The following is a 19,943-nucleotide window of genomic DNA, read 5'->3' as shown; positions in this document are numbered from 1 at the left end:
AACAAAAGTGCAGTTATCAAATTCATATCTTATTTAAGTTTTAGGTTCATTTCTTGATTAGTGGAACTGGAAATACATCATATACAACCATTTCTTTATTTGCGTGATTAGGGCAGAAGTCTTGCAACCCCCCTTGTTGTTCCCAAATAGGATCATGCCAAAATTTTGAAGCTTTGCCACAAATACAGCAACACGGTATCATGAATCTGCCCATGGTTTTAGTTTATGGTAATTGTGAAATATGTTTTATTTTCAATAATGTGTCTAAATTAAATCGCTCTTTACACCATGTACATTTAAAAGGCTTGTACCATCCGTCTGGTTCAGGTAATGGATTATAAATAGCCTTTTTTCTTCCGCATGGATCACACTTTTGATAAAGCATCACTCCACCACCCCAGCCGCTTCCTTCTGTTCTGCTCATCGTTCTTGGGTTTATTTGTTAGGGGGTGAGGGGTTAAACCATTCATTTATTGCTGTTAGTTTCTTGTCAACTTGCCTATGCACATTGAAACAAACCGCAGCCATCGTAATCAAATGATGTTTGTATTTTTCGGTATTCTTATCCCAAATAGATAATGCTTGCTTACCTTTAAGTTTATCAAGAACCAACGCATAATCATGTGGGTATTTGTTTTCCTCCAATTTTCTATTGTGCCGCTCTGTCTGGTGTGCCGATTCGAGCTTAACACCTTCCAGAAAATCATTAATCTCGGGACTATTGATTAGTGTTTCTAGTTCCTTTATCCGTTCACTCTCGGCTGTATTGGGGGTGTGTTGATCTCTGGTCCATTTAGCACTCTTTATCATTAAATCAATCATTTCTGATCTAGCTAAATTCATCCACATAGCACCTACTTTCTTGAAAAATATTTTTTCAACCCCTTTCCCAATCTCTTTATCACTCAATGGTAGTGAGGTGGATTGGTGGGCGTAGTGGATTTCCAACTCATCTATTTTACTCAACAATGTATAGAACTCCTCATAGACACGGTTATAATCGCGTCCACCTGTAATTCCGATGCCCTTACCTCGAATCCTTTCGATAATTTCTTTAGTCTTTTTTGCTGTTGCGTTCATTGTCTTTGGTGGTTTAGGGTTAAATTATTTACCACCTCAAATTGGGCGGCAAAGTCTTTTTTGGTTCTGACATATTGAGTACCTTTTTTGTCTTTCGAAGTATACAGCACCATTTATAGCGCTTTAACAGCGGCTTTAAACCACCAGCCGCGGTGTTCGAAATTTTGGAACTGGTCGAAACTGGAGCATGCAGGAGACAACAGGACGGCCTGATCTTTCTCGGCCAGCGAATAAGCCAGTTCAACGGCCTCATCCATATTTCCTGCAGTAACGATTGCTTCATCGTCGAAAGCCTGGTAAATTTTCCTTATTGACTTAGGATCACTACCAATACATACTATCGAGGTAACCTTCTTTTTAACTATATCGACAAGCTCGCTGTAATCGTTTCCCTTATCCACGCCGCCGATGATTAAAACGATCTTCTTATGGATAGCCTGGAGGCTGAACCATGTAGCGTTTACCGTGGTAGATTTAGAGTCATTAATAAACTCAATGCCACGAACCGTCGTTACATATTCAAGCCGGTGTTCAACGCGCTGAAAGTCCGTCATAGCCTTGCTGATCTCTTCCTTTCTCAGCTTTAAAGTGTTCTTGCCGATGTATTCGGCCAGCGTCTTGCTGTTGTTTCCGGCTATGTCGCCGACCGCTAGTATTTGTAAAAACATACTCATGGGTGGTATTAAGGTTTAGACTATCATTCTTAACGGGATGGCCGCGACCGGCGCTGACGGCTTTCGTTGCGATTGCAGATCCCTTTCAAATTGCTCTTTTCGCGGCTCGTCTTCGTCGCACGCGATTCTAGTAATATAGACATGGACTTTTATGCCCTGTTCAGTTTCACCCTCCCATATCCTGGCGGGTAGGCCGTTGGCTACTTCGCTACGCGACAACTCAACGATTTTAGTGGTGCTTTCAAGTGTAATTTTCATTTGTTTTATTTTGGCATGTTGTTTTTAACTTTTTCAAATTGTCCCTTTAAACTGGTGGCCACGCTAGTACGCTCAGCGCCCCATTCAACGTCGCCCTGCTTGCGGGTTTCGTGTTGATCGCTAAGATACTCTTCGCGGTCGAATTCGTGCTGGCGCAGCCAACTGGTAATAGTGATGTAATCTAGTTTATGGTACCGCGCAACGCCGTACTTGCCATTAATCGCGTTACGGAAGCATACAAGGAAGTCTTCGAGCTTGGCGTGTTTATAGTTATTGACCAGCATTTTGGCGTAGGATACCTTTTGTGCAGAATCCAGCTCACTACTCACAAAACCGCACAGCTCATTCACGATCTTGGTTACCATGGCCACAACAGATCGGTTGCCTAGTCGACGGCGCAAGCTCCGCACACCGTTAGCAGATTTACCGATTTCAACGAACGTCATAACCGCTGTCTCGTCGCTGTTGATCTCTAGCGTCGGCGTAATCTCTGCAATCAGGGTTTTCGCCTGTAGGGCGCCCAGTGGTTTCATAAGGGCAGTCGTTACCGGTGCAACCGCGTCAGGGTGCGGCTCAGCGGCTACGCGCTTTTCATAGTCCACAAGCCGCTTGCGCGCACCGCTGTCCGTGAAATTCGAATTAGCCTCTACGATTGGGCTAGTTGCTGACTTGCCTTTCGATTTCGCTTTTGAGGTCTTTGCCACTGGATTTTGCTTTCGAGTTGCCATGCTGAATTGAATAGATTATACCTTGGATGTTAGAACTTATTTGACGCAATCTTGTTAGTTTTTTATGGAAGTCTCCCCATAGTTCGTAGTTGTTGAGAATGGCCCGCCATGAATCCATTACTTTATTCCCAGGCTTAGTGTTTTGCTTCAGGAATTTGATAGCGGCCTTTACCCCGCGACCGTCGCTGCCATCTATCATCGGTTTAAAGCTAAACTCCGCTTCGTGCCACTTAATGTAAGTCTCGACCATATCTCTATGAAGCTGGCTGTCAACGGCGCTAATCTTCTTTTTTTGCTTCTTTATCTCAGAGGCTAAGATTGAGAATTTAGCTAAACAGACGGATGTTAGCGTTGCCGCCATGGCCTGTTTGCCTTCGCCTAGCTCGATCAACTTTTCAGCCAGTAGCTTTTTAATAAACCTAGCCACGTCTTGACGCGTCCAATTCCATTGTTCGCCGAATGCTCCGTAACTGAATTTAACAACGTTGTCTTCTGCAGAGAGGCAAAAATCGATAAATGCCTCGTACTGGGTGAAGTGGCGGTCTTTTGGGTAAAATGATAACTGTTTCATGGTGTGGGTTTTGCCTTTTATCTTATCTGGTGATTTCTCCTTTTTTTTCAATTCGGTTAATCAATATAGGCATACGAATACCTGTTTTCTTGTCTTCGTATACGGCGTTAGCCAGTATCGGCTCGCAGGCCTCTGCGAACTTAAGCGCGGCTCTGTTGTGGGTCGAGATTGTGTCCGCGCCCCTCATCGCCTTATCGTGTCGCCTGGAGTCATCAAGACTGCGCCATCCGTTGCTACTCGGCGAGGCGGCAGATGAACCGTATCATATCCGTTAGTGATTGTGTCTTTTTTGACGACCCGGCGCCATTTGAATTGGTGGGCGCTGGTTGTGGCCTCATGGCACGCTATAAGCGCTACGAAGAGTCCTAATATAATTGCGTTGGTTTTATTCATTGTATTTAGTGTTATTTTAAAGGTAACTATATACTTATTTACCCTAATTAGTTAATCTTTCGGTTTTACGTCAATCGGAACTATCCTATACTCGTTCTTCACGCCAAATCCCATATCTTCCGCAATCTTGTCGATGGCGTTTAACATTTTTTGATTTGATTTTTCCATGTCTGATTTATGTTGTTAGAGTAAATAAGTATATAGTTACCATTTTAAAATAGTCCTCCGAAATTATCTTTAATCTGCACCCTGTTATTTTTAGTATAGGGCGAAACGTTGTGTATCTTCTCCGCCCTGCGGTCTAGTCGCTCCCTGTCCTGTCTGTTTAACGGCTTGCGCAGTGAAGGGTTGTGATTTTCTGGGCGCCTTCGAGCTTCTTGTTTCGCCCTTTTATTGGCAATCTTTTGCGACCGGTGCAAGCGCATACATAAGTCCCTGCAATAGCTTCCGGCGCATTCAATTTCGCAATCTGGATTTAAGCAAATTAAAGATTTCATGTTTGTGCGGTTTTAACTGGGCCAGGATTTTTGGCTGGTTTTTGTAACTCTTCACGCTCTATGACGATGGTGGCGGCCATGATGATATGGTCTACAATCTCTTTTATCTCGCCGATCTCGTCGGTAGTAAAGGGCCGGGCTCCATGGGGTTTAAAGGCGGCTAAATAATGAGCCAGCTTGTTTTTGGCGCTCTCCGTAAAAAATGACTCATTGTGTTCGAGCACTTCAATCTTTTCCATGGCTTCTACTGTAACATTAAGTGCGAACGCCCTCTCATGGATCCTGTCGCTTTCCTTTTCAGCCCACTCGGCCTCTTTTTCTTCGCGAAAATATAGAAGCTCCTGTTTGTGGTGGTGGAACCCTATAGTCTGTTCAATGTCATAACAAGGATCGTCGAGCCAGTTATCCTTGAGCGCCTGTACTTCTTCTGGTGTTTTCATAATGGTGCGGTATTAAATAAAGCCCCCTTTGAAACACGGTGTAAGGACGTGCAATCCTGCGGTGCCGAATCTCTCCGGGGGCTTAAGATTTATTAATCTGTCGTTTTTGGATGTTGCACGTCCTTGAATATTGAATACACAAGTATAGTTGTTATTCTCATAGAATCCTAGATTAAACTGAATAATAAATAATCAGGGTAATGATACCGAGCGTCATTACGGTTATACAAATTACCGGTATCGGCTTTTCCAGCAATATCTCGTAAAATTGTTCCAACCAGTTCATAGTATGTAAATTAGAGTTACATTAATATTATTGAGCCTTCTTCCATTCGCCCGCGAATCTTGTACGCCTCCACGCTCTGAACGTCGCCGGTTTCCACATCTGCAATATCGTATCTCGACCTCTTAAGCCCTTTCCACCAGACGCTATCCACAATAAATGACCTGCTCTCGTTCCTGTACTCTTCTTTACCCTTTAGTTTGACGCGCCAAATAAATTTGAAACGCTGGCCTTTAATCATGGTGTTCTCCTTGGATTCCCACTTGCCAGTAAGGTTGGCCTGTAGTTGCTCCAATGTTCTCGCTTTTTTCTTCCTGGCCTTAACCATGCTGTATGTAAATCCCCTTTTTAGTGTATAAATCCTGGTCTTGTGGAAACAGGCTATAAATCCTTTTGCTTTTCAGCACATCGACCCAGCGCGTGGTGTTATGGATGCCTGTTTTCTCCGTTCTTATTCCGCCCCAAATCATAGAGCACATTTGCCGCGGCTCCAGGCCCAGCTTTGGCGCTCGGGCCTGTATGTATTTCTCGATCTTAGTGTAGAAGCGGTTGGAAACACCACCCTCTCTCATTTCTCCCCCTTTTTTCCGAGTCATTCTTCTGTACATGCGATTTACTTTAAAAGCTCTGGCGATCCACACATCGACAATAACGCCTTGGGTGTTTCCTTTCAAACATTCGGCGAAGTTTCTGATCTTGCGTCCGGTGAACGGCTCGCGTTGGCGCGCCAGCTCCAATGAAGAGGCCATGTTAGGTAGATACGGCTTAAACGGTTCGTTATTCTTGTACTGGTATAATGCTCGATAGAATAATGCTACGTTGCTTTTGAGCGACGAATTAATACTGGTGGCGCACAGTAGATCGATAACCAGATTAATGTCTTCGTGGGGGAACAACTCTTCGAGATTGGCGCGCTCATCCCGGTACCAGTACTTGTCGTTCTGGCCTATGTCCAGGTAGCGGTCAATATCCGCGTAACTCAGGTTCTTTTTATGGTTAGAATGGGCAATCACCATAGTCTATTTCGTGACGTTTTATTGTATTGTCGGCCAGGGACATCACCCTGATATTGTCGGCTGTGTATCCTTCCTCATTACGCTCTCTGTCAATAGAGTACGACCCCGCAGTTTTACCGGTGTTCTCGACATATTTATTTTTTATGGCAAACTCCCTGAATTGCTCGAAGGTCAACTCAAATACTTTGCCGCGACGCTTGGCATTGGTCTTAAGATTATTGTACGAGTTGCGGATTGGATGCGCGAGTCGGAAGCGGCGCTTTTTACAGGTCGAGCACCAGTTTTGCTTGCCTGAGGGCGCGTTCCAGCATGCGTGGCCAATGCAGTAGCCGGTGGCTTTCTTCTTCTTCTGTCCTTTTGTTAGTATTGTCCTGCTCACTTCACTTATAAGTTAAGTTTGGGGTATCCGTTATGCTCTATGCCATCGAGCATGCGCCCTGCCTTCTTTTTACCAATCATGCACGCAAAATTATACTCATCTAGCCGTTGGTGTCTCCGTCCTGCCTCAAGCGCTTCATGGTCGTTTGGCGCCCACTGGCCCCACTGCTTAAAGAAGAAAGGAATGTTAAACTCCCTACATTCGTCGCGGATACTTCTAGCCCAATCGGGATGCATTGGCACGGCCTTATGGCCGCTTTCGCCGCCAACAATTACCTGATGAATTCCGTCTTCTGGTAGGCTTCCGAGAAAATAATATCCGTATTTATTGAATACAAATCTTCTCTTTAGCTTTATAGGCCCAACAAGTGGTTCCAGGCTTAAGAATCGAACTGCTGCAGGAACCTGAATCAGCACCTCGGCTTGCTGGTCATAGCTTTTTTGGTCCTCACAACTGGTTCCCATCCATACATTAGAAAGAGGCCAGTTCCTATATGATCTATGAAACTTTGATTGTCGGCGTTGCGCTCCCATAGACCACTCTAAGGCGCGCTCAGGGCGCTTGGTAAGTATTTGAAAAGTATGCCGACTGGCTTTGGACATGACATAGAATACATCGTCTATAAAATGAAACGGCACCTTCTCATGGAACAGATCACCCATGGAATCCACAAATATCATGCGGGGCTTTGTCCATTTAAGTGGTTGGCTTAATCGGCTGTAGTGCATGATCACATTACCAAAGAACCCGTCTTTATACGGGGCTGTATGCTTTAACCTGGTTTCTGCAAGCTGGCCAGCGTAACATTTTTTGCATCCCCGACTAACTTTATCGCACCCCGTTACGGGGTTCCAGGTTTCGTCGGTCCATTCAATTTTACTCTTTGCCATAATGCGTGATGTTGTTTTGTTTTGTTTATGGTAACTATATACTTATTTATTTGGGCATAAACTCCAGAGACTCAATCTTGGTACCAACGAAGTACCGGCAGTCGTCTGGATAGTCTTCTGGCATTTCGTGAATGTCGACGCGCGTAAAGTCCGCGGCAGATTTAGAATAAGGCTTTCCGGTTTGGTGCCGAAATGCCTCTTCAGCTTGCTCTTTTGTTGCTGTGTGGTTTTTCATATTAATATATTAAGGTTAAAGTCAGCCCCCAGCGAGTGAGCGCCGGAGAACTGGGGGATTGATTTTATTTTTTGGCGCTTTTGTTTGGCGCTGGCTTGGCCGCTGCCGGTGACTTTGCGGCCACTTTTTCCGCTTTGGCTTCCATGGACGAATTGTACTGTCCGGCAACCATTCCGTAAGCGGTTAGGCTGGCACGTATTATTTTAATTTCAGATTCCAGAGCTTCCAGTCCCTTAACGCTGATCCCGAACTTCAGGGCTTTAAGGTGAGAGCTGGGGATAACATGACCAGTTTCGCCGATCATATAATCCGGGTCTTCGACCAAGATTGTTACTTCCGATATTGCGTGAATCCTGTCGTCTCTTCCGACCGCCAGGCTCGTTTTGCTTGTTATTTGTGCTAGTGCGTTGTGCATGATATTGATTGTTATTTATTATTAGTTGAATTGTTAGATTAATTGAATAATTCTGTTAGTGGCTTGGCTTGAAAGCCTCCAGCGGCGTCTATCTCTCCGTAGAATATTGCCACATTTTGATCGGCCGCCAAATCCTCTAGCCTTGGAATTACATCGTCGCATTTGTGGCATATACAAGACAGCATAAACCCTGTTGATGTATAGCGTGTATGCTCTTTTAGACACGCCTGGATTGGCGGGGGCTCTTTGCCTGGTTTAATCTCCATGTGCGGCTCGCTTATTTCCCAAGCCCTGCCGAATTGTTTGCAAGCCGACTTAACCTCTATGGCCGCATATGTAAGAAACTCCGCCAACCGTGGCCGTGCGCCCTGTCGGTATTTATAGGCGTCGGACTGCAGCTTGTTCTCTAAGTGGCCGAACAGTTCAGAAAGCCTGTCGTATCGCAAATTACTAATATCTATAGCCAGTTGCTCTAGGTCGCCGTCGTACTTGCTGACGGTTACTGGATGGTTTTCGCAATTTGGTTTCATATTCACAGGTTTATAATTCGTAGTCCTTTAATTTAGATTCTGCGATTCCCTTATAAACACAAAGCTTTTCTCCTTTTTTGTATACCCAATGATCCCGCAATAATATATCCACCATTATTTGGATTCCATAGTGGCTTTTATTTCGTAGAAAATCTCGTTCAGCAAGCTCTTTAAATGTGCATGGAATTATGTACAGCGACGCTGCTGTGTCCTTTTTTAGTTCTAATAGTTCTCCGGCCATGTTTGATTGTTAGTTTGTTGCTCGTTTTCTTACTAATACTTTGCCAAGCTCCAATATAAAGTACTTCCTCTTATACTGAGCGCCCCAAACCATTTGACCAGTGCCTATTTTAACCCTCTTTAGCTCAACAATGAACTGATCCCTGTTTTTGGCGTACCCATTTGAGACGGTAATAGTTTCAAATGCAATGGGGTTATTGTGCTGCATTATCAGGTCTAAGTTTTGAGCGAGCGTCGCATAGGTTTCTCTGTTATTATATTTAACGCCTGTTTCCTTCTCATATAAATATACGCCGAACAGTCTTTTAAACCAGTAATTTGTCAGCTCCCTATATTCCTCTACCTTGGCGCCGGACAATACTGCGTTATACCAGTTTCTCTTCAGGTTCAAGTGTAGCGTTTTGGATTTAGTCTCCGCCCAATACTCCTTGATAACGTCTGAATACCTGTCTATGTGGCCACACCTATTCTGCCACAGGTCAACATGTAATCTACGGCTGCCGTCATAACTTAGTCCTTTGAACGGAACGCCTCTTTTTTCGCCGCATACTGGACATATATCGGATATATTTATAATAATCGCGTTGCCCGGATATCCGTCGTGCTGTGTGATTTTTGGAATTGTAACTTGCATGATTTTGGTGGTTTTATGCCGCTAATGCGAGCGCTGGATTAACTCTGAATAACTCTTCCATCATAACCTTGGCTATGACCGGCGGAACCGCGTTGCCAATATGTTTCTTGCGGATCGTTTCAGATCTACCAAGGTACGCGCCTTCTTTGAATCCTGTAATGTCAGCCAACTCGCTAGAGGTGAGGTAGCGCATCTTAATGTCTGACACGATAAAACATAGAAGGTCGGCGTCATGCTCTGGGATAAACTCTTTAAAAAACGCCAACTTCTCTTCATATATGGCCTTATCCGTATCATTGGATAGGTCGATGGTAATAACGGCCTTGTCAGTGGTTGACGTGGTTATGGTGTGCAGGGGCTCTTCGATTGAATGCACTTGGTGTTTGCCGCTGTTTTTCTTGGATATGAATTGTATGCTGTCCGACGTGATAATGCATTTCTGATCCTTGGTAATAATGGTGCCCATTGGACTATTGACACTGCTAACTGTTTTGTCTGAATTATGGAACGCTTGTGTGAGAAAATGACCTTTGCACGTTACTATGGATGAATCCTCTTTGGTAACGATTGTATACAGTGGCCGCTCGATTGACGCCACGTTGTATTTATTGCCCTGTTTTTTGTTGATAAAGTGGCTGGATTCGGCCTGTACTATTGAGTGGCGGTTCGCGCTCATTATGGTATGTAGCGGCTCTTCGACTGAGCTAACGGCGTTGGTTGGTTTGTGGCCTAGAAGCTGGCCTTGCTGCTTGACAATATAGTAGCATGTCTCGCACATAACAAGCTGTTGGCGGGTTTTGGTAACAATGGCTTTTAACGGCTCATTAACTGAGCTTACTTGGTCGTCACCGTATTGCTGCTTGGAGATATAGTATCCTTTGCATGTAACGATACTCAGGTTCGGTATTGTTGTAATGGATGCCAGCGGCTTATCTACTGGGTCAACGGCGTTGGATGGGGCGCGGCCACGGTCGCCATAAGCTTTGTCAATATGATACTTCACAACCCGGACATGCGCGTGGCGATCCTTCGTCTGGATGCTGTGTAGTGGTTCGTCAACCGAGCTTACCTGGTGTTTGGAGCTGAACGCCTTGGCTATAAAGTCGCTGAGGTGGTACTTTGTAAGTCCATACGCGATCCGCGCCATGGTTTTGGGTGCCAGTGGCCGCCGTAGGTGTGGTTTGATGTTCTTGTTGAATTTGCGGCCAAATACGCTTTTACCCTCATTTTCAAGGTTGATCTTTTCCTTACATGCATTCCACTTCTTCTCTCCATTCTCGGGGTTTTTGGCGTGCGAGGCAATGGGGAAGCTGATATTGCATCCCTGCCTAGCAAAGATCCCGAAATACCGCGTCCGGCTGGTGTACGCGCCGAAGTCTGCGGAGTTTAACATGCGGTGCTCATAAGTGTAACCCAGTTCCTTTATGCTGTCCACCCACTTTTTGAATGATGTGCCGCGGTACCGCTTGTCTGGGTACATAATAGGCTGCTTGTGTTTGTCGTGCTGGATGCGGCCATTTTTGCGCTTTGGAACCAGTGGCCCCCAAGACATGAACTCCTTTACATTCTCGACAATAAAGAAGTCTGGATTACAATGACGGACATAATCAGGAAGACACTCAGGAAGCGATCTACTGTCGGCGTCGCGGCTCTGGCCACCCTTGGCTAGTGAAAAGTTCGTGCACTCGGTCGAGGCCCAAAGGATATTGACCTTTGTCGGTAGCGACGGCAGGATGCGATCTATGTCGGTAATGTCCTCAGTGAGGTGAAGGATGTTGGGATTGTTCTTTTTGTGAGCTTCAATGGCTTCGACACTGTGGTTGACAGCCACCATAATCTTTACTTTGTCAGAAGACACCATACCTTGACTTACGCCACCGGCGCCACAAAACAGGTCTACTGCTGTAAATTTAGTATTCATATCGATGCGGTATTAATAATGTTAAAAGATGCAACTATCGGCAATTAATGGCTGTTACTGCCAAATGGTTACGTACAAGATAGTTGTTTAAAAAGAAAGATGGCCGTCTAAACGCGACACAGGAAATTCAGTATAATTTACAATTCCATTGTCGTGATCTGATAGCATTATTTTGTTTTTGTTCTCCTTTTTACATCCTTCAAGCCAATTAACAACAGATTTTACCACCATTCCCTTGGAGTCGGAAGTCTCAAATTTACCAATACGGCAATCCGACACATCACAATCGAACCAGAAAAACATATATCTTCCGAAACTGTCTTTTTTCTTTGTCTCTATTTCTGCCAATATAACCACATCATCATCGAAACAATCCAGGTCAGTGTGGCACGTTTCTTTTTCGCCTGAAATAAGTGCGTCAATTAATCCTTTTTTGGTTCCTTTCCATTTGTGCATCTCGCCAGCTTTGTTTTTATCCCAAACCCTAACTTCTTTGTCGTCGATTATTTGATCACCTGGCGTGTACCTGTCAAGCACATAACAACTTATCGGTTTTACGTGATTTATAAATCCATCCAAAAAGGTTGAAGCGATATAACACCATACAGTTCCATAAGGCAATGTGTTGTGGGCAATTTCCTGTGGGAATTCAATGTCAACTCCAAAGTAATCCCAAATTATTTTGTTTTCCATGATTTGTTTTTTAGTTGGTCGGTTGTGTTGATTTTACTTCTTGGTGGACTTTCGTTTTAAGGCGTTCCAGGCTATTGCCGTCCTGTCTATTGCGGCCACGTGGCCAGCTACAGTATCTTTAGCCGTGTCCGCCTTTGGATCGGCGAGCCTTTTGCCGCACCCAGTACAGCTTGCAAAGTAGCCACCTATCTTAGTGTAGTCTATGTGGGCCGGGGCTTCGCATGCGTCGCACGCCTTTAAATTCCGTGAAGCTCTTGCTTTTCGGATCCGTACTTTTGTGGTTGTAAATGGAATTTCTGACATGATATTTAGGGTTTAAAATGTTAATTTATTGATTAGTAATTATACTCTTTTTACTCTCTTATAGTTGATTGCTTGGGTTGAATTCGTTTTTTTATGTGCCTCCTTGCCCAATTCGCCACTACCTTTTCTTGATCTTCTGTTTTGTGCCGGGCTATGTAAAAACCATCTATAGTTTCTGGATTGTCTCTTTGCATCGTTCTTGGGTTTAGTTGTTCTTAGGGAGTGAGGGATGAGGATTAAATTTTGGTAACGATATATTTATTTACCCTAAATTGTATAGTTTCTCAAAGTCGCTTAATCCGTAAGCATTTGTCTTTTTAAGTAATTCTAATAATTTAGAAGCCTTTATTTTTTCTACTTCAACGGTCTCTTCGCTGGCTTTTCCTTTATTGGCTATCTTAAACGGGATACCATTATGCTTCATCCATCTCCTTATCCCAATATCACAAGCTCCTGTGATTAACCTAAAATGGTTTACTCCCATCATGGTATTAGGATAGATTGGCTCATTCTTTAATTTCTGGGAAACTATTTTGAATATTAAATCTTTTTTGGCTTGTTTTAACGTTTCTCCATGCGCCCAAAATTCACCATTAGTAACGGCATATATTATATCATCAGATGAAAGTCCTTTGAGTTGCAATGCATTGCCTCTTCGTTTAACTATCTCGCTTAAAATATCATCAATTAAGATATACTTCCCATCTTTCCAGGTTAGTGGTTCCTGAATAGGATTAGGGATAGGTTCTACTAATGGTTTCGTTTCACAACTTAAACCGCTCCTGAGATAAAGGGAACCGCCAACGGTGGGGTTGAATCCTTCATGGATGCTGGTCAGGCTACTGAGATAAAGGGAACCGCCAACGGTGGGGTTGAATCCTTCATGGATGCTGGTCAGGTTCCTGAGATAAAGGGAACCGCCAACGGTGGGGTTGAATCCTTCGGGGATGCTGGTCAGGTTCCTGAGATAAAGGGAACCGCCAATTTCTTCTTTACCTGTAAATTGATATTCGGTAATGTTGTATTTTTTACAAAAGCCTTTCATGTTTTCTTATTTAAGATTCATATTTAGGGTAAATAAGTATATAGTTACCTTAATTTTAACCAATAATTAAAATGTTCTGTTATTCCTTTCCCTTCATATTCGAAATCTAGCATTGGTTGTTTTGGGGGTTTGTTGATCTCTGGCCCATTTAGCACAGAGTCTTATGCCATGTGCAACACCATCACGATGCTTCAAATCAAAATGAGTAAGTGTTTTATACATGTGATCAATTTTTGCATCTATCTCTTCATCACTCAATGGTGGAGAGGTGGATTGAGTAATTCTACCATCTTCTTTTAGCTTCAAAAGTATCTCAAGAAACATATTCTTATCATAACCTTCTCTGCCTACTGCTTCTGTCCAAACAGCGTGAAACTGATGTTCTGTTAATGTTGTTTTCTTTGCGTTCATTTTTTTGGTGGTTTAAGGTTAAACAATCCCTAATGTATATTCTTCGATTTCTGATGTTCTTGAATAGTTATGCTTCCAAGCTTCTGCCCAAAATTTCTCTTGAAATATAGCCAAAGGTGTTCCGTTGGGCTCATTTACAACTGCATAAAATACTTTCTCTTTCATGTCTTTCAGTTTCAGTGTTAGTGTTAGTTGGCAGAGCCGGGTTATTCACCCAATCTTTTTTATCGTAAAATCCATGAGTGTGTAACGGTATTCTGTTATCAGACGGGATCATTGGATAAACGGTTTTCAATAGATCCCAATTAGGAATAGCTTTAATTGCTGCTATTACTGCTTTCTTCGCACACTTCTTTTCCCTTCTGCCCATTGTGGCCCATAGGAATGATGTAGCTTTAAAATATGCTTTCATTGATCTATTGCGTGTCATTGTTGATTGCTAGAGGGTTAATCAGTGCTTCGATTTTACGCAGTGTCCATGGCTCATTTTATACATGTTAAGTTGCTGATCTGACCAATGGCCGAATTTCTCAAATGCGACCTTTGTCTGCTGAATTATTGTGCGGCCGGGAAATGGGCCATGGTTTTTGCTTTCTGGTTGGCCTTTGGCGCGACTGGCATTGAGCTTGTTTCGCTCTAACTTAACCCAGTGCCAGTAATGCTCTGGAAGGTTCTTAAACAGCCAAAGGAGTTCCTGTAGGCTCATAAAGAAGCATATCGTACAGTTTGATGGTGGTGGCAATTCATGGCCATAGCCTACAATTAAGTCTTGGGCGGCCTGCCTGTTAATTCCAGCCTCCTTAAGCGGAAACAAGTACTCTACAACGTTCTGGCGGTACTTAGGATCACTAGAGCGATCCTTCTCCCTGTCCTCGCCATCGGCAAAGCCAATCATCCACCTAATTTTGCCATGAACAGCCATGAACCACTTAAATACGTTCTCGGGTTTTTCGGTGGTAATGTTGTAATTCTCCTTTAGCCAGGCCGTAACAAAACTATATTGAGGCTTGATCTTTATATTGTCCGTGCATGTCTGGGCAAAAGCTCGGGATCCTATAGTGTTATGCGTTTCCCAATTATGGGTAAGGGTTTGCCACGTTCGCGGGTGGTGCCCCATGTCCGGGGTAATGAGTGTAAAGTCAATTCCGTGCTCTTTGCACAAGTCAGCGGCCTTGGCTGTGAAGAAGTAGGTTTTAGGATGTTCCCAGCCGGTGTCAGCCATGATCACCAATAGCTTGTTCAGCGCGTACTTTTGGCGGAACTCCTTATTGTAGATCAACTCCAAAAGGATTGCCCAGCTATCTTGGCCGCCTCCAAAACTTAAGATAGTCAACTGGTTAGAATTTCCGGGCTCTATGTATTTATAAACGGCCATAAATCTACTCTGTGGTAATGGTTAGAAAAGTGGGGGGCTCACCCGCAAGATATGAATTATAGCATGAGTCCTCCATTCCCTCCTGGAGCTTGCTATGGTAATGTTTGTCGCCGGCCATAATTGCCTTTAGGCGACCGTCCACAGCCGCTGGAGTTACAACCGTCCAAGAAGACTCTTTGATCTGTTCGCCACAGTGATCGCAATATATCACCTCAATTATTATCGTCTCTTTCTTGATCATTTTGTAACTGGTTTGTCGAGCCCTATAAGTTCGCAGTATTTAAAGTCATTTCCTAACGCTTCGATGATATCGGTTTCGGCGTCGCTGAATCCATAAAACCTATTGTCAAAGGTGAATATGTGGCTTCTGGCTTTAATCTCTCTTCGCACAAACTGTTTGCCCGCCTGGGTGATTCTCCATGTTCCGGTTCGCCCTTTTGTGTCGTCTTTATTGTCGCCAGCCTCAATGAATTTCCAGTGCCTTAATTGCGTCCAGTCATGCGAATTTTTATACTTGTGTTGGCGCAGGAAATCCTTGACATCTATCCACTCGCATGGATGGTGATTGTATATATAAGTGAGGGTTCTGGCCATTCCAGAATTCAGCTTGCGCTTCTCCAGTTTCACCCGCTGGCCGCAACAAGGACACTCTACTCCAGCGTTAAAGTTCGATCTAAGGTAGGCCTTAGCCTCTTCGATAGTATTGGTCGGCAGTAGTGTCATAGCCTGAATCCTCCTTCTTCCTTTTTAATTAGCGTTATAAATCCACGTTCTTTTACTATTAATAAGCATTGACTATAAGAAGGCAACTTCACAATATGGCGCCTATTTATCTCAGGTTTTTTACTGATTATAGCGACAATAAACTTACATTCGTCTGACCAATCTTTATAGTCATTCCCGCAATCACATGGTGTATTCCAGCAACTTATACAATCTGATAGTGCCATGGTTTTCGTGTTTTACTGGTTAATATTGACTGATTTGTGCTTTCTTAAGGGTTTTCTCCGCCGTCATTAGCGATAGAGATATGCCTTTATATTTATCGAGACTGTCTTTTAATTCTGGGTCGTTGTCAATGATCTTCAATAGGTCAATATGGCTCTTAACCGTTCGAAGCAAGTCTGGTACCGCGGCAACCGCGTCCCCAATAGTATTAACCTCTTGTTCGGTAGATCCATACACTACGCCTATTGATTCGCCTTCTTTATTATAAATTCCGGTTTGAAATTTATTTTTAATGAGTCTTCCTTCGGGTTGAGTAGCCCATTTTTCTTCTGTGATTTTGAAATCCATAATTTTTGTGTTTCTAGTTGATATATTGGTCTTTATCGACCTTTTTAAAATAAATCTGTAATGTTTGGGGAATTTTCGCCTAGTTCTTGTTATTCTACGTATTGGATGGAGCCAGTTTAATGACACAATTCAGTTTTTGGGCAACATTGCTGTTAATATTTCAATAGAAGTCTGATTCATCTCTGAAAAACACATTGTGAGTTGATTGTTTAGATAGGCTCTGTAGTGCTGTTTGATGCACTGCATGGTCTTTAAATCCTGGCTTACTACCTCAAGGGTATGGCGGTTAATAATGGCCACATCGTTGGTGGTTTCTATAATGGCGTAGATCATAATTGATTGGTTTTTGTATTTTGGTTAAGTTTATGGGCCGACACCAGCCCTTCGGGGCGGTGTCGGCCTACGAAAGTGTTATTCAGTTGCTTTTTTGATTGCGGCTGTTGATTTGATTATTTCGTCAGCTATTTCATCTTCACACCCTCTAAATTGACCTAGAAGATTAAGAGATACGACAAGGCCTAATATGTCTTACAAAGCCTCTAAAAGTTCTGGTGTGTGTTTTGTTTTCATGGTCGTAGGTTTAAAAGTTATACAGATCGACGCCGCCCCAAAGGGCTAGTGCGACCTACGAAAGTTAGTTATCTGATTCTTACAATAATTCCCTTACTATCTGTGTTATCCCTGTTAGATTGAAAGTACATAGAGTGACCAAGGCCCAAATCTAGAACTTCGTCGATAATATCCTGAAGGGCATATTCAAACTCAAAACCCTCTTTGTCGCTATTTATTATTTCGCCAATCTCTCTGTATGCTGTATCTGTAGATCCTCTTTCAACTAGCGTTATCTCGTACTTTCTTTTGCTATTTGTTTTCATGGTCGTAGGTTTTGGTTAGTATGTTGGTTAATAATAAACCGTTGTCATTTACGGTAAAATGGTTTGTGGCTGTTGGCCCTGGTCGGTCCTTAGGTGAGCATGGATCAAGGTTAAATACCCCTAACGCATACACAATTTCTGGTGGTGTTAGCCACTCATCATTCCCAATAGTATTCTGGTTGAATCTACTCATTTTGCACGTCCTTTGAATACAAAGTAAATAACTTTGTTATTAACAAACAAGAAAAAAGTGATTTAATTTACCAGTTACATGACTTCTTATCTGGTAGAATCTCGAATAAAATTATCCGATTACATAAGGAAATAGTGAGAAAATTAAAGAGATCCGTAAACTTAGGGGTCACTTCTTTATTACATACCAACTATTTTCAACGAAACTCAACTTGTAATCATATTCCGCTGCAAACTTATCAACCGCTTTTTTAACTGGATCGGAGTGGTAGTCGTGGCCCGCAAATATTCGTCCCGTTTTGACTTTTGGATACCATAAGGATATATCTTGATTGACCCCTCTATATGAATGGTCCCCGTCGATAAAAACGAAACCACACTCACTTATTTCGCTACTTAGTTGTTTGCTGGAGATCCACACAGTTGATACGTGTCTAGTGAGACTACATTCGTATATATTCTCCTTACATTCTCGGCTTAACCCCTCGTCTATATCTGATGTTAATAGCGTAATACGCTTTCCGCTATCTTTGATGGCTTGTCCCATATACGCCGCCGACTTGCCCTTGTATGATCCGATTTCGATAAATACATCCCCGTCCTCACCTGTCTCCACGGCGCTGTCGTAAATTTGCTGAAAATTAAACCAACCTTCTATATCCTTCCAGGTTTTCATATTCCTCAATTACCCATTATTGTTCCCGATATATTCTGGTGGATGTATCATTGGGTTAGAATTCAGCTATTATAATTACTGCTAAGGCTCCTATAAATCCAGTTATTATGCAAGCCCCAGCCAACCAGAGAATAGGGTAGGTGTGTGGGCTTAATAGCCAATTAAAAACGAAAAATATCACGCTTAATATTACCCAGGAAAATCCAAATGCTTTGATTCTAATATCCATAATATGTGGCTATTTCAGTATGCGTTTATGTTAATGGACTTCGCAGCTTTCACTACAGCCATTAGGAGTGTCTAAATCAAACCAAAAAAGGCTCATTTGCTTATACAATGATGTATCTTTTGAAGTATCTCTACTTAAGTCTGAAAACGTTTTACTCATTTCTAATAATTCTCTAGCACTTAACCGATTTCTAAAAAATCTTACAGGTACTTTCGCTCGGTTTGCTGCTTTTCTTGAAGGTGGAACCAGCATATCGTATTTATCCTCCATTTCTATCCACCATTCAGCAATCTCCGGGTTTTTGTGTAAAATAGTGAGCTGGTTTCGCAGGGATTTCTTCCAGCATAAATCACAATTTCCTTCATAACTTTTTAACTCTAAGTCAAAAGGCATATTATTCCAATATTTATTTATGTCACTGGCCGACGTTTCTATATCAGATACCAGGGGATATATAAATCTCCTTTTTTTACGTTCAGAACTAATCCTGTCAATTTCATCTACTCGTATACCAATAGCAGTAAAACACTTCCCCCAACCTATTGAAAGTGCATAAGCCCTGATTGCTCTATTTTTAAGTTCTTTACTGCAGATACTCATGTTTTGGTTAGGCATACCATGTTTTTTCATCATTTCTTCAAAAGGCTCTCCTGTTCTATTAGCCGTAGCGAAATTAACGGTCTTAGCTCTGGTTCCTTTACCCATAATAGGATTAAAAACAGGTTCAATCCATATTACATCTAATCCAAAATAGAGGTCGCACCTTTTAATAAAACAAAGTGTTTCTTCACGTTCTTTGCCTGTATTAGCAAACACCGTTATGATTTCGTATTTATCTGATGCATTTGCTATAAGCCACTGTGCCATATAAGCAGATGTACGGCCACCAGAGAAAGAGATTAATAGTTTTTTCTTTGTCAAAACAGTAATGTATAGGTGGTTGATAATTTAATTTCACACCTATCCCTTTTATACAGGAATAAAAGGGATAGGTGTGTTTCGTTTTATTTGTCAATAGTGCGTTTTTCAGGGTTTCTCTCACGCTTTGGAGGTTGAATCATCTTCTGGCTCAGGATGTACCTCTGCATGATTTTTAAGGTATCCTTTACCCATGAGAATATCTTCTTCTTCATCTTCTAAATTATGACTATTAAATCTATACAGTGATCACCGCATCTTATCAATTCAGGCTTCTATAAAAATCAGAAGCCTTAGAAAGCGATTTAAATTTCTTAAAAATCTGTTTATCGTCCTCTGACTTTATATCCATATCCTTCATTGAAGTCAGGTATTTTTGAACCTCATATTCCGTCCAGTCTTTCTTGCCGCCGCCGCTATGAACTATCTCGGTAAGATCAATCCTCATCACTCCATACTTACCTTTAGTTTTAGACTCCTTAGTCTTTATTCGGCTTTTGCCAAAAGGAAATAACAAATTTTTTATTTCTAACAAAGATGGAAAGCAACCATTATTAATAATTGATGGTAAAGAGGTTTCTAATAAAAAAGAAATTGGAGATATAGTAGATCCTAATAATATAGAATCCATGAATGTTTTAAAAGGTGATGCAGCAACAAAAAGTATGGTAAGAAAGGAAAAGATGCTGTTATTTTCGCAACAGGAACAATGGTTCATGAATCTCTAAAAGCTGCAGAAGAATTAA

25 protein-coding genes and 1 pseudogene are annotated in these 19,943 nt (G+C 42.4%); 1 reads left to right on the top strand and 25 read right to left on the bottom strand.

What is annotated here, in order from left to right:
• Positions 1-435 precede the first annotated feature (435 nt).
• The 8 genes from COA65_09780 to COA65_09745 all read right to left on the bottom strand — a co-directional run bounded on the left by COA65_09780 (position 436) and on the right by COA65_09745 (position 5,940).
• The gene (locus COA65_09780; GenBank protein PCJ57339.1) at positions 436-1,080 is read right to left on the bottom strand and encodes a hypothetical protein; all 645 of its coding nucleotides are present in this window, start codon (positions 1,078-1,080) and stop codon (positions 436-438) included.
• A 113-nt stretch (positions 1,081-1,193) separates the two neighbouring features.
• On the bottom strand, positions 1,194-1,754 hold the full coding sequence (locus COA65_09775; GenBank protein PCJ57338.1) for a hypothetical protein: 561 nt from the start codon (positions 1,752-1,754) through the stop codon (positions 1,194-1,196).
• A gap of 15 nt (positions 1,755-1,769) precedes the next feature.
• Complete coding sequence (locus COA65_09770; GenBank protein ID PCJ57337.1) at positions 1,770-2,012, bottom strand: hypothetical protein; 243 nt, start codon at positions 2,010-2,012, stop codon at positions 1,770-1,772.
• Between the two features lie 5 nt (positions 2,013-2,017).
• Positions 2,018-2,614 carry a hypothetical protein gene (locus COA65_09765; GenBank protein ID PCJ57336.1) on the bottom strand — a complete coding sequence of 199 codons (597 nt, stop codon included), beginning with the start codon at positions 2,612-2,614 and terminating at the stop codon, positions 2,018-2,020.
• A gap of 55 nt (positions 2,615-2,669) precedes the next feature.
• Positions 2,670-3,362, bottom strand: coding sequence for a hypothetical protein (locus tag COA65_09760; protein PCJ57335.1), 693 nt, complete (start codon positions 3,360-3,362; stop codon positions 2,670-2,672).
• Positions 3,363-4,197: 835 nt separating this feature from the next.
• On the bottom strand, positions 4,198-4,641 hold the full coding sequence (locus COA65_09755; GenBank protein ID PCJ57334.1) for a hypothetical protein: 444 nt from the start codon (positions 4,639-4,641) through the stop codon (positions 4,198-4,200).
• Positions 4,642-4,943: 302 nt separating this feature from the next.
• On the bottom strand, positions 4,944-5,252 hold the full coding sequence (locus COA65_09750) for a hypothetical protein (protein ID PCJ57333.1): 309 nt from the start codon (positions 5,250-5,252) through the stop codon (positions 4,944-4,946).
• Positions 5,245-5,940, bottom strand: coding sequence for a hypothetical protein (locus tag COA65_09745; protein PCJ57332.1), 696 nt, complete (start codon positions 5,938-5,940; stop codon positions 5,245-5,247). The genes COA65_09750 and COA65_09745 overlap by 8 nt, the downstream gene beginning before the upstream one ends.
• 10 nt (positions 5,941-5,950) lie before the next feature.
• Here COA65_09745 and COA65_09740 point away from each other — a divergent pair, with 10 nt between their 5' ends.
• Positions 5,951-6,235, top strand: coding sequence for a hypothetical protein (locus COA65_09740; protein PCJ57331.1), 285 nt, complete (start codon positions 5,951-5,953; stop codon positions 6,233-6,235).
• An 89-nt stretch (positions 6,236-6,324) separates the two neighbouring features.
• Here COA65_09740 and COA65_09735 read toward each other — a convergent pair whose 3' ends face one another.
• From COA65_09735 to COA65_09655, 17 genes and pseudogenes are all read right to left on the bottom strand, one after another.
• The gene (locus COA65_09735) at positions 6,325-7,209 is read right to left on the bottom strand and encodes a hypothetical protein (protein PCJ57330.1); all 885 of its coding nucleotides are present in this window, start codon (positions 7,207-7,209) and stop codon (positions 6,325-6,327) included.
• Positions 7,210-7,255: 46 nt separating this feature from the next.
• On the bottom strand, positions 7,256-7,444 hold the full coding sequence (locus tag COA65_09730) for a hypothetical protein (protein PCJ57329.1): 189 nt from the start codon (positions 7,442-7,444) through the stop codon (positions 7,256-7,258).
• A 64-nt stretch (positions 7,445-7,508) separates the two neighbouring features.
• On the bottom strand, positions 7,509-7,859 hold the full coding sequence (locus tag COA65_09725; protein PCJ57328.1) for a hypothetical protein: 351 nt from the start codon (positions 7,857-7,859) through the stop codon (positions 7,509-7,511).
• A gap of 38 nt (positions 7,860-7,897) precedes the next feature.
• Entirely contained in the window at positions 7,898-8,389 is a 492-nt protein-coding gene (locus COA65_09720) for a hypothetical protein (GenBank protein PCJ57327.1), read from the bottom strand.
• A gap of 250 nt (positions 8,390-8,639) precedes the next feature.
• On the bottom strand, positions 8,640-9,263 hold the full coding sequence (locus COA65_09715) for a hypothetical protein (GenBank protein PCJ57326.1): 624 nt from the start codon (positions 9,261-9,263) through the stop codon (positions 8,640-8,642).
• Between the two features lie 13 nt (positions 9,264-9,276).
• Positions 9,277-11,184, bottom strand: a complete 1,908-nt coding sequence (locus COA65_09710; protein ID PCJ57325.1) for a hypothetical protein — start codon at positions 11,182-11,184, stop codon at positions 9,277-9,279.
• Between the two features lie 87 nt (positions 11,185-11,271).
• Positions 11,272-11,877, bottom strand: a complete 606-nt coding sequence (locus tag COA65_09705) for a hypothetical protein (GenBank protein ID PCJ57324.1) — start codon at positions 11,875-11,877, stop codon at positions 11,272-11,274.
• A 565-nt stretch (positions 11,878-12,442) separates the two neighbouring features.
• Positions 12,443-13,225 (bottom strand): hypothetical protein, encoded by a 783-nt coding sequence (locus tag COA65_09700; GenBank protein PCJ57323.1) that lies wholly within the window; start codon positions 13,223-13,225, stop codon positions 12,443-12,445.
• An 862-nt stretch (positions 13,226-14,087) separates the two neighbouring features.
• Positions 14,088-15,011, bottom strand: a complete 924-nt coding sequence (locus COA65_09695) for a hypothetical protein (GenBank protein PCJ57322.1) — start codon at positions 15,009-15,011, stop codon at positions 14,088-14,090.
• Positions 15,012-15,015: 4 nt separating this feature from the next.
• Positions 15,016-15,252, bottom strand: a complete 237-nt coding sequence (locus COA65_09690; protein PCJ57321.1) for a hypothetical protein — start codon at positions 15,250-15,252, stop codon at positions 15,016-15,018.
• Entirely contained in the window at positions 15,249-15,734 is a 486-nt protein-coding gene (locus COA65_09685) for a hypothetical protein (protein ID PCJ57320.1), read from the bottom strand. Before COA65_09685 ends, COA65_09690 begins: the two co-directional genes overlap by 4 nt.
• Before the next feature lie 246 nt (positions 15,735-15,980).
• Entirely contained in the window at positions 15,981-16,307 is a 327-nt protein-coding gene (locus tag COA65_09680) for a hypothetical protein (GenBank protein PCJ57319.1), read from the bottom strand.
• 129 nt (positions 16,308-16,436) lie between these two features.
• The gene (locus COA65_09675; GenBank protein ID PCJ57318.1) at positions 16,437-16,640 is read right to left on the bottom strand and encodes a hypothetical protein; all 204 of its coding nucleotides are present in this window, start codon (positions 16,638-16,640) and stop codon (positions 16,437-16,439) included.
• A gap of 305 nt (positions 16,641-16,945) precedes the next feature.
• A complete protein-coding gene (locus COA65_09670) occupies positions 16,946-17,182 on the bottom strand; it encodes a hypothetical protein (GenBank protein ID PCJ57317.1) in 237 nt (78 codons plus the stop codon).
• A gap of 52 nt (positions 17,183-17,234) precedes the next feature.
• Positions 17,235-17,375, bottom strand: a pseudogene (locus COA65_09665) (adenine methyltransferase).
• Positions 17,376-17,543: 168 nt separating this feature from the next.
• Entirely contained in the window at positions 17,544-18,050 is a 507-nt protein-coding gene (locus tag COA65_09660; GenBank protein PCJ57316.1) for a hypothetical protein, read from the bottom strand.
• 1,409 nt (positions 18,051-19,459) lie between these two features.
• Positions 19,460-19,732 carry a hypothetical protein gene (locus COA65_09655; GenBank protein PCJ57315.1) on the bottom strand — a complete coding sequence of 91 codons (273 nt, stop codon included), beginning with the start codon at positions 19,730-19,732 and terminating at the stop codon, positions 19,460-19,462.
• Between the last annotated feature and the right edge of the window lie 211 nt (positions 19,733-19,943).

The organism is Rhodospirillaceae bacterium (assembly GCA_002746255.1).
GTDB lineage: Bacteria > Pseudomonadota > Alphaproteobacteria.
Note: the sequence above shows the minus strand (reverse complement) of the source record. Positions and strands in the feature narration are given on the sequence as shown.

Bases quoted from the DNA above. Each gene is read 5' to 3' on its own strand.
- COA65_09780 (PCJ57339.1), bottom strand. From the start codon at position 1,080: ATGAACGCAACAGCAAAAAAGACTAAAGAAATTATCGAAAGGATTCGA.
- COA65_09775 (PCJ57338.1), bottom strand. From the start codon at position 1,754: ATGAGTATGTTTTTACAAATACTAGCGGTCGGCGACATAGCCGGAAAC.
- COA65_09770 (PCJ57337.1), bottom strand. From the start codon at position 2,012: ATGAAAATTACACTTGAAAGCACCACTAAAATCGTTGAGTTGTCGCGT.
- COA65_09755 (PCJ57334.1), bottom strand. From the start codon at position 4,641: ATGAAAACACCAGAAGAAGTACAGGCGCTCAAGGATAACTGGCTCGAC.
- COA65_09750 (PCJ57333.1), bottom strand. From the start codon at position 5,252: ATGGTTAAGGCCAGGAAGAAAAAAGCGAGAACATTGGAGCAACTACAG.
- COA65_09745 (PCJ57332.1), bottom strand. From the start codon at position 5,940: ATGGTGATTGCCCATTCTAACCATAAAAAGAACCTGAGTTACGCGGAT.
- COA65_09735 (PCJ57330.1), bottom strand. From the start codon at position 7,209: ATGGCAAAGAGTAAAATTGAATGGACCGACGAAACCTGGAACCCCGTA.
- COA65_09730 (PCJ57329.1), bottom strand. From the start codon at position 7,444: ATGAAAAACCACACAGCAACAAAAGAGCAAGCTGAAGAGGCATTTCGG.
- COA65_09725 (PCJ57328.1), bottom strand. From the start codon at position 7,859: ATGCACAACGCACTAGCACAAATAACAAGCAAAACGAGCCTGGCGGTC.
- COA65_09720 (PCJ57327.1), bottom strand. From the start codon at position 8,389: ATGAAACCAAATTGCGAAAACCATCCAGTAACCGTCAGCAAGTACGAC.
- COA65_09715 (PCJ57326.1), bottom strand. From the start codon at position 9,263: ATGCAAGTTACAATTCCAAAAATCACACAGCACGACGGATATCCGGGC.
- COA65_09710 (PCJ57325.1), bottom strand. From the start codon at position 11,184: ATGAATACTAAATTTACAGCAGTAGACCTGTTTTGTGGCGCCGGTGGC.
- COA65_09705 (PCJ57324.1), bottom strand. From the start codon at position 11,877: ATGGAAAACAAAATAATTTGGGATTACTTTGGAGTTGACATTGAATTC.
- COA65_09700 (PCJ57323.1), bottom strand. From the start codon at position 13,225: ATGAAAGGCTTTTGTAAAAAATACAACATTACCGAATATCAATTTACA.
- COA65_09695 (PCJ57322.1), bottom strand. From the start codon at position 15,011: ATGGCCGTTTATAAATACATAGAGCCCGGAAATTCTAACCAGTTGACT.
- COA65_09690 (PCJ57321.1), bottom strand. From the start codon at position 15,252: ATGATCAAGAAAGAGACGATAATAATTGAGGTGATATATTGCGATCAC.
- COA65_09685 (PCJ57320.1), bottom strand. From the start codon at position 15,734: ATGACACTACTGCCGACCAATACTATCGAAGAGGCTAAGGCCTACCTT.
- COA65_09680 (PCJ57319.1), bottom strand. From the start codon at position 16,307: ATGGATTTCAAAATCACAGAAGAAAAATGGGCTACTCAACCCGAAGGA.
- COA65_09675 (PCJ57318.1), bottom strand. From the start codon at position 16,640: ATGATCTACGCCATTATAGAAACCACCAACGATGTGGCCATTATTAAC.
- COA65_09670 (PCJ57317.1), bottom strand. From the start codon at position 17,182: ATGAAAACAAATAGCAAAAGAAAGTACGAGATAACGCTAGTTGAAAGA.
- COA65_09660 (PCJ57316.1), bottom strand. From the start codon at position 18,050: ATGAAAACCTGGAAGGATATAGAAGGTTGGTTTAATTTTCAGCAAATT.